We start from the raw sequence: 12995 nt of genomic DNA on the forward strand, positions 1-12995 counted from the left end.
ACTGTCCATAATAATCCATATTATCCATGCAAGGCTCTTCCATCAACTGCCAATGCCGCTTCCCCAATCGCTTCCGATAAAGTTGGATGCGGATGGATAGTATGGGCGATTTCCCATGGCACCGCATCCAACACCATTGCTAAACCCGCTTCCGAAATCATGTCCGTAACATGGGGCCCAATCATGTGTACCCCTAGGATGTCATCCGTTCCTGTATCAGCAACAATTTTGACAAAACCATCAGCTTCCCCATAAACGAGAGCTTTCCCAATAGCCCGAAAAGAAAATTTACCAACTTTGACTTGAAAACCTTTTTGTATTGCCTGTTCTTCTGTTAGTCCTACACTCGCAGCTTCCGGATTACTATAAATACACCTAGAAACCAAATGATAATCAAGAGGAGCGGGGTTTTTTTCCGCCATATGCTCTACAGCTATGATTCCTTCATGGGATGCAACATGTGCCAGCTGCAGTCCCCCGATCACATCACCGATTGCATAGATATGGGATTCCTTTGTTTGAAAGAATTGATTGGTGACAATAAGCCCCTTTTCTATTTGTATTTCTGTATTTTCCAAACCTAATCCTTCTGTATTTGCCTGCCGCCCAACGGAAACTAGAAGTCGCTCTGCCGTATATTCTCTATTGGCCCCGTTCACATCCGCTGAAATGGATACGCCTGCATTTTTACTTAGCGTTTCAGGCAGTACTTTGGCATTGGTGATGATCTTTATCCCCTTTTTCTTTAACAACCGTTGCATTTCCTTTGAGACTTCCTTATCCTCTGTCGGGATAATCCGATCTTCGTACTCTAGAACGGTCACTTCTGCACCAAAATCAGCGAGCATCGATGCCCACTCTATCCCGATGACCCCACCACCTACGATGATAACCGATTTGGGTAATGTTTCTAATTCCAATGCTTCATCAGATGTCAGGACATACTCCCCATCAATTTCTAAACCTGGGAGCGACCTAGGTCTTGAGCCAGTGGCAATAATGACATTTTTAGGTAGCAGCATCTCATTTTCTTCCCCGTTGTTCATTTCAACCGAGATCGTACCAGGCAGTGGAGAAAAAATAGAGGGGCCAAGAATCCGGCCTATCCCACCATAAATATCTATTTTCCCTTTTTTCATTAATTGCTCTACACCACGGTGGAGCGTTTCAACAATGGTTGATTTTCGTTCTTGAACTTTTGCAAAATTAACAGTTACTTCGCTTGTAACAATCCCATAGTTCTCGCTTTGTCTAGCTGTTTTATAAACTTCTGCACTCCGCAGCAAAGCTTTACTTGGTATACAGCCTTTATGGAGGCAGGTTCCTCCTAGTTTCCCCTTTTCAACAATAGCTGTTTTTAAGCCAAGCTGTGAGGCGCGAATAGCGGCAACATAACCGCCCGTGCCGCCGCCAATAATGACTAAATCATACTCTTGTGCCACAATTTTTCCTCCCTAAAAATCTACACTTTTACTGTCATATGGTGTTCAGGATATTCCCTAGCTTTCTCGTCACCTTGTAACACACGGAGCACGCCTTCGGCCAATGCCTGCAATTCGTCTTCACCGGGTTCCACGATGGTATCAGCTATCCAACTAATCCGGCTAACAATGGATTTGACAAATTCTTTTCTATGCGCAAGTGGGCCAGTTAAAACAATAGCGTCAATTTTCCCCGAAAGGACCGCACTGGCGGAGCCGATTTCCTTGGATACCTGATAGGCCATTGCTTCATAAATAAGTCTTGCCTGCTGATTACCTTTGGTGATCTGGCCTTCCACTTCTAGGAGATTATTAGTTCCGAGATAACCAACGAGTCCCCCTTGTGTTACTAACATCTGCATAATAGCATCCTGGTTGTATTTTCCTGAGTACACAAGTGTGGCCAGGTCGCCTGCCGGTACGGTACCGGCGCGTTCAGCGCTGAATGGTCCATCTCCATTCAGCCCATTGTTTACATCAATGACTCTTCCATGTTTATGAGCGCCAACGGTTATTCCAACCCCCAGATGGGCGACAATAAAATTTAATTCACCATACGGCTTTCCAAGCTGTTTCGCAGCTTTTCTTGCTGCAGCCTTTTGATTTAAGGCATGAAAAATACTTTTTCTTTCTATAAAAGGCAAGCCTGAAATTCTTGCAATGGGATCCATTTCATCAACTACAACCGGATCAACAATAAAGGCTGGTATATTTAGACCTGCTGCAATTTCACCAGCAATAATTCCTCCCAGATTGGAAGCATGCTGTCCGGAATAACCGATTCTCAAATCATCCAGCATACTATCGTTAACAGCATACTTACCTCCCTCGATTGGACGCAGCAAGCCGCCGCATCCGCATACTGCATCTAGTTTAGATAGATTAAAGCCCTCATGAACCAGTGTTTCCAAAATTGCATTCTTTCTAAAATCACTTTGGCTAAAAAATTCAGAAAAGGAATTCAGTATTTTATGATCGTGATTAATGTTTTTTTCAAATATACAAAATTCATTATCGAAAACTCCTATTTTAGTGGAAGTTGACACCGGGTTGATGACGAGTATTCGATGCTCCAAATTTGGCAAGTTGCAAACCCCCATATTTGTTATTTTAGTCACTAATATGTCAACCCTAAACAGGAATCCATTTTTGTCCTTATGAAAGAGATTGCTTATCTTGTTCTCCTTCGGCTTAGAATGTTATGTCCGTTTTGCAAAAATTGACTTCTGGAATTGCGTACTTTCTCGATTCGTTCTTCTGCCAGCCGGTCGGCGGCCAAATATGTTGGAATGCCATCACGTTTAGATATTTCGATCACTTTTTCGATACTAGTGTATATCTGTTCTACTTTTTTCATTGCCCGGTCATGATTATATCCGTAAAGTTCATCCGCTACGTTGATGACACCGCCGGCATTAATGACGTAATCAGGTGCATAGACGATTCCCATTTCATGAATTAGATCTCCATGGTGTGCATCCTTTAATTGATTGTTAGCCGATCCAGCAATGACTTTAGACTTTAACAAAGGAATGGTTTCATCGTTAATAGTTGCGCCCAACGCGCATGGCGCATAAATATCGCATTCCACTCCATAAATCTCATTCGGATCGACAGCGCGTGCCCCAAACTCTTCTACTGCACGGCTCACAGCCTCTTTATTGATGTCCGTTACAATGAGCTCGGCACCTTCTTCGTGTAAATAACGGCAAAGTGTATAGGCAACGTTGCCGACCCCTTGGACTGCTACCACTTTGCCTTCGAGTGAGTCACTTCCAAATGCTTCTTTGGCAGCTGCTTTCATTCCCCTGTACACACCATAAGCAGTTACAGGCGAGGGATTACCAGATGATCCGAAGGCTGGGGATATACCGGTGACATAATCCGTTTCTTCATGAATAATATCCATATCTGCAACTGTAGTCCCCACATCCTCGGCTGTAATATACCTTCCATTAAGACCTTGAATATACCTGCCAAAAGCCCTGAATAATTCTTCACTTTTGTCTTTGCGAGGATCTCCAATAATGACCGTTTTCCCACCGCCTAGATTTAAACCGGCAGCAGCATTTTTATAGGTCATGCCACGAGCAAGCCTGAGGGCATCTTCAATTGCCGCTTCTTCTGAAGCATACGTCCACATCCGCGTTCCACCTAAGGCAGGTCCGAGGGTTGTATCGTGTATCGCGATAATAGCCTTGAGTCCGGATGGCTTATCTTGACAGAAAACAAGCTGCTCATAATCATATTTTTCCAAGTATTTAAAGATTTCCATATTTCCTTTTCCTCCTCAAATAAATAAAAACTCATTTTTTTCCCAATTTAGGTACGGTATAGTAGCTTACTGAAATACTCGTTAAAGTAATATGCAATTTTCATGCCATATTTATCGCTATGTAAACGCTTTACTCATATATTAGAAATCTGCAATATTTTTCTTACTATGAAAATTATTGCATGCTATTATTTTCAAGCTTATACTTTTCTAGCTTATAATATAAATTCCGTACCGAAAGACCTAATGTTTTAGCAGTTACGGTCTTATTGCCATTGCATTGCAATAGCGTTTGTTGAATAACCCTAGACTCATATTCCTCTACCATTTTCGATAAAGGACGGCCAATACTAGATGACCCATTTTCATTAATAACAGCAGGTTCGCCTGCCTGCTTGCGGTTCATTAATTCAGGCAGGTGGTGAACATCAATGAGTGTTTCTGTGTAATGCATAAAAATAATGGCTCTTCCAAGGATATTTTCTAATTCTCTCACATTCCCAGGCCAATCATATCTCATAAGCTGATTTAATGCGGCTTCGGTTATTCCTTCTACATTGCGCCCATAATCACGATTAATTTTTGTAATCAATCTTTCACAGAGTGCAGGAATTTCCTGCTTTCTTTTCCTCAGTGGAGGTATATGGATAGGCATTCGATTTAACCGATAATACAAGTCTTCCCGAAACGTCCCTTTGGCAATCCCCTTCTCCAAATTGACGTTTGTTGCTGCAATAATCCGCACGTTGATGGCTAGCGGCTTTGTTCCCCCTACCCGGATGATTTCATGTTCTTGAAGTACCCGAAGCAGCTTTGCCTGGGTATTGGCAGAAAGTTCCCCAATCTCATCCAAAAAAATGCTTCCGTTGTTGGCCTCTTCAAACAAACCCCTTTTTCCGCCCCTGACAGCACCAGAAAAGGCCCCTTCTTCATAGCCAAATAGTTCACTTTCTAATAAAGACTCAGAGATGGCAGCACAATTCACCCGGATGAATTTGTTATACTTTCTGTCACTTGCGTTATGGATTGCGTGGGCAAATAGTTCTTTCCCCGTACCGGATTCCCCCCTCAGGAGCACTGTTGCAGGGGTTTTGGCTCCAAGTTTTGCCTGTTCAATAGCAAGCGTCATTTCATCTGAAATTCCAATAATATCCTCAAACGTGTATTTTGCCTCCAATGTCCTAATGAGCTGTCTGGCACGATTTAATTCCCTGCTGAGTGATTTCATCTCCGACATATCGTGAATGACGCCAACACTCCCCTTTAACTTACCATTGACGATAATGGGAGCTACATTGACAATCACTTCTCGTTTACTTGGTCCCACTCTCATTGGAACTCCCCGCACAGCTCTTCTAGTTTGCAGCACCTTCATGTGCATACTCTCACCTTCAGAGATATCTGCAGTGGCCGGGTGACCAATCACTTGTTCCTCGGTAAGACCCGTTAATCTTGTATAAGCAGGATTAATCAGAATCCCCCGTCCATATTCATCAACAACAGAAATGGCATCATCACTAGAGTGAATAATAGCTTGTAGCATGGTTTGAATTTCTTTTAAATCGGTGATTTCCTCAGCCAGGTTTACAACTTCCGTAATATCCTTAAATACTGCAAGCGCGCCTATTAATGTTCCGTTTTCCTCTAAAATTGGAATTCTTGTGGTAATGATCTTTCGCCCATTGCCCAAGAGCATTTCTTGGTTCGTTTCCACCCGTTTCGTTTTTAAAATAATTGGCAGCCTGCTTTTCGGTATCACGTCCACAACAAAACTACCGAGGGCATCCTCTTTTTTTACCCCCATCATCTCTTCAGCACGCCTGTTGAATAGAATGACAGACCCTTGGTTATCGATAACTACCATCCCATCATTAGTAGCATTAAAAATCAATTCTTGAAGATAGGATTCATACTGATGTTTTTGGATTAGTTCTTCCTTTTCCTCCATTAACTTTGAAACAAGAAATGCAACACTGCCAGGTATTAGGACCGTTCGCTTCGGCTTATGATCTCTTAAATTTTTAAAAACGAGATCATCCCCAGTAATCTCAATAATGATGTCTATGTTTTCATCCAAAAAAGGACCCCAATTTTCCCCCGTCGGGATCTTTTCTTTTCTTGCATATAAAATGCCCGGAGCATTTTGATTCTTGTCTATCACCGCTGTTAAATGAAACATTTCTGATTCCTTTAAGATTTTTAAAACGGCAGTGCCGCCTTTTCCAGCCCCGACAATCAGTACCTTTTGCATATTCTTTCTCTCCCTTAACAATGAGTGGGCCAAAATTTTCAATACGAGGAAAAATATATGAAATCTTTTTCATACTTTCATTTTAGAACGAACCAGTTATCTTGACAAATCCTATCCATGTACTATTATTCTTGTAAGAGAAAAGAATGGTGGAAGGACTAAAAAAATGAAGCGAATTATAGCTCTACTGATTTTGGTGTTCCCTGGAATACTTGCGGTGTGGGGAATAAAATTGATGCGGGACATGACATTTGGAATTTTGGATGCCCCTTTTCCTAAACTATGGCTTCAATTTGCAGCCGGACTCATTTTATGCGTAGGCGGTATTGGGTTTATTGCCGGTTTTATTTTGCACCGGGACCGAAAACGAAATAAAGTTCAAACTAAATTCAAAAAATCGAATTAACCTAAAAAGGATGACTCTACGCAGAGTCATCCTTTTTGGTACAACTTTCTTAGTTGTATTGCCTTCACAGGGTCATCAGTAATAATGGCAGAACAGTTTATTTTAAAAAAACGGTGCATATGGGCATCTTTATTGACCGTATAAGGCCGAACAGCAATTCCATTTTCCATGGTTGTTTTGATAATATGGTCAGGTAATGTCGAATGCTTGGGATGAATTCCCTTCGCCCGAATGGATTGCGAATAAATCCACGGCATATAAATACTCTCTATAAACAAGGGCGCTGTCTCAATTTCCGGGGCTAAGCGATAACTGTAGACAATGCTGTAATGATTAAAGGAAGAAAAAATAATCCTTTGTGATAAGTCATATTTACGGACAAGCTGAACTACTTTCTCCTCCATTCCGTCATATGGGATTAAACCATTTTTAAACTCGATATTACATTGGAGATTGTTCGTCTTTAACCATTCAAGAACTTCTTCTAATGCAGGAATTGGTTCTTTTTTAGCACCTTTTTTATTGGCATTCAGCTTTCTAAGATCTTTAAATAAAAAATCCTTTACAAACCCGTAGCCGCTTGTCGTACGGTTCACTTTTTCATCATGAATGACGACAACTTCGCCATCTTTTGTTAATTGAACATCCAGTTCTATCCCATCTGCACCTGCGTTCCCTGCTTCGATAAAGGAACTCATGGTATTTTCTGCAAAAGAAGCGGAATATCCCCGGTGTGCAAAGATTTGCGTCATCTGCTCACTTCCTATCCATTTTGTGCAGAATAAATCTAAAAAAAACTTCCAAAACCAGCTTATGCACGTTCCTTTAAGTTTTCCCCTAGCACCGAACAGATTAATAAAAAAAAACCTCTAGACAGAGGCTTTTTTATAGTGGACTTTTTTTATTAAGATGCCTTATGCTCAAGACGCAGTTTATCCGCAACCATGGCGATGAATTCAGAGTTGGTTGGCTTTGCCTTTGACATGCTGACTGTATAGCCAAACAAAGACGAAATCGAATCAATATTTCCACGGCTCCATGCTACTTCAATCGCATGGCGGATGGCTCTTTCAACGCGGCTGGCTGTGGTATTATACTTTTTAGCAATATCTGGGTACAGTACCTTGGTAATCGACCCTAATAATTCAATATCGTTGAAAACCATTGCAATGGCTTCACGAAGATAAAGATACCCTTTAATGTGAGCTGGAACGCCAATTTCATGAATAATACTTGTAATCGAAGCATCTAAATTTTTGGGTTTTTGTTCACTCTGAGCCCGGTAGCTTCCTGCTGTAGTCTTTCTTGCGGAAACTGTTGTTCTGCTGCCGCTGACTTGGCGAATGTGGCTTCCTAAGTTTTCCATATCAAATGGTTTTAAAATAAAATAAGATGCTCCCAGTTCAACAGCTTTTTTTGTTACATCTTCCTGGCCAAAAGCCGTCAGCATGATAACGTTCGGCAGTACTCCTTTTTTCAGTTCACGTAGTCGTTCAAGAACAGCCAATCCATCAAGATGTGGCATGATAATATCCAAAACCAGAACATCTGGATCAGTTGAGCTTAAAATATCTAAACATTCCTGACCATTATGAGCGACGCCGACAACTTCCATATCTTCCTGAGATGATATATAGTCCTCTAATAATTCAACAAGTTCTCTATTGTCATCCACAACGCAGACTTTTATCTTTTTCAACTTGGTTCCTCCTCAATACGAATTCCATCTATTTTTTATTTAGCATAATCATCTAACTCTATTCTAAATTAGAAATTCGACAATGCAACAAAAATTCCTCTCATTTTTTTAATATTTCTTAAAATAGTGATAAAATCTTATCTTTTCTAAGTTATTCTCGTTTTTTCGACGAAAAGCGCAAATAAACCAATGATCAAAGTCTGCTTGTCGAAAAATCTTTACATAAAAAAGAAGCAAAATAGGAGTTTACACCTATTTTGCCCTTGGTTTAACTGGCTTTTTCTTTTGGCATTTCATATATGTTAATTCCCGCTTCATTTAACATCCATTCTATATGAACCCCATAACCAGACGTTGGGTCATTTACAAAAACATGGGTTACAGCACCAACCAGCTTGCCGTTCTGAATGATTGGACTTCCGCTCATTCCTTGAACAATTCCTCCTGTTTTTTCCAGAAGTTTTGGGTCGGTTACCTTTATCACCATGCCTTTTGTTGCTGGAAATTTCTGCGGGATGGTACTGACAATTTCAACATTAAATTCTTCTACCTTGTCATTATCTACCACTGTCAATATCTTCGCAGGTCCTTCTTTAACCTGATGTGATAAAGCGATTGGCAGAGGTTTGTCCATAATTCCATTACTTAAGTCTTTGTTTAGTTCACCAAAAATACCAAATGGACTATTCTTTGTAATATTTCCAACTATTTCACGGTCTGATGAGAAACGGGCCAGTTTTTCACCTGGATCTCCGTTACTGCCCTTTTCAATTGAGGTTACTGTAGATCGGACAATTTGACCATCTTCGACAACAATCGGTTTCTTCGTATCCATATCCGAAATCACATGGCCTAATGCTCCATATTTTTTTGACTCCGGATGGATAAAGGTCATCGTTCCAATACCTGCGGCAGAGTCTCTGATATACAAACCTAGCTTGTAGGTATTTTCCCCTTTATCCTTTAATGGAGTTAATTTTGTCGTAAATTTCCCATTTTCTCTGCTTATTACCATATCAAGTGATTTCCCGTTTTGACCAGCAGCTTGAACATATGGTGCTACATCCGTCATTTTTTCAATTTTGTTCCCATTGATTTCGGTGATAATATCGCCAACTTTTATTCCTGCCAATTCACCTGGAGATTTTTTTCCGTTAGCCGTATTGACTAAATGATGACCTACCACTAAAACGCCAACTGTATTTAGTTTAACACCAATAGATTGACCACCTGGAAGTACCCGAAAGTCTTTTAAGACATTAACATCTACCTTTTTTATTGGGATTCCTGCATATTCTAAAAGCATCTCATTTTTACCTGATTCCGATGCTGTTAAAGATATGGACCGTTTTCCCTGATCAAGTGTGAGATTGCTTTGGGACTTAAGCTGAGCTGAAACTGGAGAAGCTTTGGGTATCTTAATACTTTGTCCTTCAAAAACGGTAATCGTTTTCGGAATTTTTACATATTCACGCATAGGCTGAAAAAAAATAAGGCTAAAGATTGAAACAAGGAGAATTCCACCAATAATTCTTCGTAATAGCTCTAATTTCAAATTTTTCACTCTCCTCGCTTCTTTTCTACAATATAAATGGCTACATCTTTAATTTTGCCTCCTTACCAGTCATTTATAACTTTGCCCTTAATAAAAAAGCTACCCATGTTGGATAGCTTTTCATTTTTTTATAAAAATAACATGTTTTCGGTCATGAAACTGGGGTTTCTTCCTTAATTTTTACCGCCAACTGCAACAATTCTTCAGCATGCTGTTTGGTTAAGCTCGTAATTTCCACACCGGAAATCATTCGGCCAATTTCTTTAATCTTTTCCGCTTCACTTAATGAATGTACCGATGTTTTCGTTCTCCCTGCATTAATCTCCTTAGAGATGAATAAATGGGTATCTGCCATAGCTGCAACCTGAGGCAGGTGGGAAATGCATAAAACTTGTGAATCAACTGCCACTTTATAGATTTTTTCTGCAATCGCTTGGGCAACCCTTCCACTGACACCCGTATCCACTTCATCAAAAATAATCGAGGTGACACCTTGATGTTTAGAAAAAATACTTTTTAACGCAAGCATAATCCGTGATAATTCACCACCGGATGCTACTTTGGATAAAGGCTTTAGTGGTTCTCCTGGGTTTGTTGTAATATAAAATTCAACATGGTCCGCACCTGTATTTGAAAAATGCTGCAAATCCGTTTCAAAACGGATTTCAAATACTGTTTTTTCCATGTATAATTCCTTTAGTTCTTTATGTATTAGTCCTGTCAATTTTTTAGCTGTTTTTTGACGAAGGTCACTCAGATTTCTGGCTTCTAAAGCCAGGTCTTTTCTTACGGATACCAGTTCTTTCTCTAGCTCTTCAATCCGTGATTCTTTATTTTGGATAGTATCACTTTCTTCTTCAATTTTTGCGGCATATTCTAATATTTCCTGAATCGTCTTTCCGTATTTTCTTTTTAAATGGTTGATTTCATTTAGCCGATCCTCAATTTCATTAAGTCTTTGAGGGTCAAATTCTAACAGGTCTAATTGTTGTCTTATTAGATTGGCGGCATCCTCCAACTGATAAAAGGAATTCGCTACTGCATCGTATATAGAGCGGCTGCCCGTGTCAAGGGAAGCAGCATCCTCTAAATGGTTCATTGCCATACCAAGCCAATCAAGACCCTTTTGCTCCCCGTTTAAAGCGTTGTAGCTTAATTGGAAAGCTTCATAAACCTTCTCATAATTGCCTAATTTGCTTTTTTCTTCATAAAGCTCGTCATCTTCACCAAGTTTCAAATCTGCCTTTTGAATCTCATTCAATTGGAATATGATCAAATCGAGTCGATGGGCCATTTGTTGATCATTTTCACTTAATGCCTTTAGTTTCTGCCTAGAATGTTCATATCGGCGGAAAACTTCCTGGTACTCTTTAAGTGAATTTGCAATCTCTTCTGCCCCAAACTGGTCAAGCAACGGTAAATGTCTTGTTTCATCCATAAGTTCTTGGTGTTCATGTTGACCATGAATATCGACTAGAGTGCCTCCGATTTCACGCAATGTAGAGATGGTAACCAGTTTGCCATTAATTCGGCAAACACTTTTTCCCGTTTTTGCAATATCCCTCCGTAGAATAATCATTCCTTCTTCAATCTCTATCCCAAATTCCAACGCTTTTTGATACACAGGATGCCGGATATCATCTATTTGAAATAATCCTTCAATTTCAGCTTTATCCTCACCGTGACGGACAAATTCTGCCGATCCTCTGCCTCCTATTAATAAATGAATAGCATCAATGATAATGGACTTTCCTGCTCCCGTTTCCCCTGTTAGAACAGTTAAACCCTTTTCAAAAGAAATGGTTAATTTTTCAATGATAGCAAAATTCTTAATTGAAAGTTCTAAAAGCATGAAACACTCCTCCAAATTAGAGCATATCAAGGAATCTTTGTGTGATGGTCTCTGTGTCTTCCGGTGTACGGCAAATAATCAGCATGGTATCATCACCACAAATGGTGCCAAGTATCTCATCCCAGTCAAGATGGTCGATTAGTGCACCTATTGCCATAGCGTTTCCAGGCAGACATTTCATCACAAGCAAATGTCCCGCCGAATCAATCCTGATAAACGCATCCACTAATGCTCTTTTTAATTTTTGTAACGGGTTAAACCTTTGGTCAGCCGGTAAGCTGTATTTATATCTGCCATCTGTTAAAGGCACTTTGACAAGATGTAACTCCTTAATGTCCCGTGAAACGGTTGCCTGGGTTACATTATAACCTGCGTTCCTTAGTTCATCGACAAGCTCATCCTGTGTCTCAATGTCATTACTGGCAATAATTTCTCTTATTTTAATATGTCGTTGTCCCTTATTCATCTTTTCACCTCGACGTTTAAAACATCTTAGTTATCTCTACTAACATGTCTCTTCTATCCATATGTTAGCCGATTTAACCAAATTTGTCATGCAAACTTTGTATGAAAATAAATGAAAATGTATAAAAAGGATAAGCTCAGGTCGCTTATCCTTTTCTAAAAATTTTCATCAGACTTATTCTTGTTTCGAATGTAACACTTTATGTGCTTCCTTTACTACTTCATCAGAAGAAAGCCGTAATTGATTACTTCCCTGATGTCCATCTTTTCCCTGCCATTTTAAATGAATAAGAAATTCGATATTCCCTTCCCCCCCGGTAATCGGAGAATAAGACAAATCTCTTACATCATATCCCTGTTCTAAAGAAAAGCGGATAATCTTGTCAATGACCTGTAGATGGACTTTTTCATCCCTGACTATCCCCTTCTTGCCGACTTGTTCACGTCCTGCCTCAAATTGAGGTTTGATCAGGGCTACAATATCACTACCAGGTACAAGCAAGGTTTTTAATACTGGCAAAATTAACGTTAGCGAAATAAAGGAAACATCAATAGTAGCAAACGTTGGCATTTCTCCTTGCAAGTCAGCAGGAGTCACATACCGAAAATTGGTTCGTTCCATGACAATAACCCGTTCATCCTGTCTCAACTTCCAAGCCAGCTGATTGTATCCGACATCCAAAGCATAGGACATTTTGGCACCGTTTTGCAAAGCACAATCCGTAAATCCACCTGTCGATGCACCGATATCCAACATGACCTTATCTGCTACAGATACATCAAAAACCTTTAACGCTTTTTCCAGCTTTAATCCCCCCCGGCTGACGTAAGGGATAGCATTACCTTTTACATGAAGCGGGATATCGATTCCTACTTTTTCACCGGGTTTGTCGAGCCGCTCTTCATTTGTATAGACCAAGCCCGCCATAATCGCCCGTTTTGCTTTTTCTCGGGTCTCACACAAACCTCTTTCAACCAATAAAACATCTAAACGTTCTTTCATTTTCATTT

Annotated in this window: 11 protein-coding genes; 1 reads left to right on the top strand and 10 read right to left on the bottom strand. The window is 40.1% G+C overall.

The genetic code is table 11. The features are described 5' to 3' along the window. Window positions 1-20 precede the first annotated feature (20 nt). The 4 genes from lpdA to BN2425_RS09470 all read right to left on the bottom strand — a co-directional run bounded on the left by lpdA (window position 21) and on the right by BN2425_RS09470 (window position 6007). On the bottom strand, window positions 21-1442 hold the full coding sequence (gene lpdA / locus BN2425_RS09455) for a dihydrolipoyl dehydrogenase (RefSeq protein ID WP_042458189.1): 1422 nt from the start codon (window positions 1440-1442) through the stop codon (window positions 21-23). A gap of 20 nt (window positions 1443-1462) precedes the next feature. Beyond that, the gene (gene buk, locus BN2425_RS09460) at window positions 1463-2581 is read right to left on the bottom strand and encodes a butyrate kinase (protein ID WP_042458426.1); all 1119 of its coding nucleotides are present in this window, start codon (window positions 2579-2581) and stop codon (window positions 1463-1465) included. Window positions 2582-2652: 71 nt separating this feature from the next. Continuing rightward, complete coding sequence (gene bcd / locus BN2425_RS09465; RefSeq protein WP_042458192.1) at window positions 2653-3756, bottom strand: branched-chain amino acid dehydrogenase; 1104 nt, start codon at window positions 3754-3756, stop codon at window positions 2653-2655. A 175-nt stretch (window positions 3757-3931) separates the two neighbouring features. Continuing rightward, window positions 3932-6007 (bottom strand): sigma-54 interaction domain-containing protein, encoded by a 2076-nt coding sequence (locus BN2425_RS09470; RefSeq protein ID WP_042458195.1) that lies wholly within the window; start codon window positions 6005-6007, stop codon window positions 3932-3934. A 166-nt stretch (window positions 6008-6173) separates the two neighbouring features. On the opposite strand from BN2425_RS09470, the gene BN2425_RS09475 reads away from it, so the two are divergent. Next, complete coding sequence (locus BN2425_RS09475) at window positions 6174-6413, top strand: DUF2627 domain-containing protein (RefSeq protein WP_042458198.1); 240 nt, start codon at window positions 6174-6176, stop codon at window positions 6411-6413. A 26-nt stretch (window positions 6414-6439) separates the two neighbouring features. Here the strand turns inward: BN2425_RS09475 and BN2425_RS09480 are convergent, their stop codons facing one another. The 6 genes from BN2425_RS09480 to BN2425_RS09505 form a co-directional block, all read right to left on the bottom strand. After that, window positions 6440-7165, bottom strand: a complete 726-nt coding sequence (locus BN2425_RS09480; protein ID WP_042458201.1) for a glycerophosphodiester phosphodiesterase — start codon at window positions 7163-7165, stop codon at window positions 6440-6442. A 152-nt stretch (window positions 7166-7317) separates the two neighbouring features. Further along, window positions 7318-8112: a sporulation transcription factor Spo0A gene (gene spo0A, locus BN2425_RS09485; protein ID WP_042458205.1), complete on the bottom strand. Its 795-nt coding sequence runs from the start codon at window positions 8110-8112 to the stop codon at window positions 7318-7320. 268 nt (window positions 8113-8380) lie between these two features. After that, entirely contained in the window at window positions 8381-9667 is a 1287-nt protein-coding gene (gene spoIVB, locus BN2425_RS09490) for a SpoIVB peptidase (protein ID WP_042458209.1), read from the bottom strand. Between the two features lie 151 nt (window positions 9668-9818). Next, entirely contained in the window at window positions 9819-11519 is a 1701-nt protein-coding gene (gene recN, locus BN2425_RS09495; RefSeq protein ID WP_042458212.1) for a DNA repair protein RecN, read from the bottom strand. A 16-nt stretch (window positions 11520-11535) separates the two neighbouring features. Continuing rightward, window positions 11536-11985 (bottom strand): transcriptional regulator AhrC/ArgR, encoded by a 450-nt coding sequence (gene ahrC, locus BN2425_RS09500; protein WP_042458215.1) that lies wholly within the window; start codon window positions 11983-11985, stop codon window positions 11536-11538. A 174-nt stretch (window positions 11986-12159) separates the two neighbouring features. After that, on the bottom strand, window positions 12160-12993 hold the full coding sequence (locus BN2425_RS09505; protein WP_042458218.1) for a TlyA family RNA methyltransferase: 834 nt from the start codon (window positions 12991-12993) through the stop codon (window positions 12160-12162). Window positions 12994-12995 lie beyond the last annotated feature (2 nt).

The organism is Neobacillus dielmonensis, assembly GCF_000612665.1.
Lineage (GTDB): Bacteria > Bacillota > Bacilli > Bacillales > Cytobacillaceae > Neobacillus > Neobacillus dielmonensis.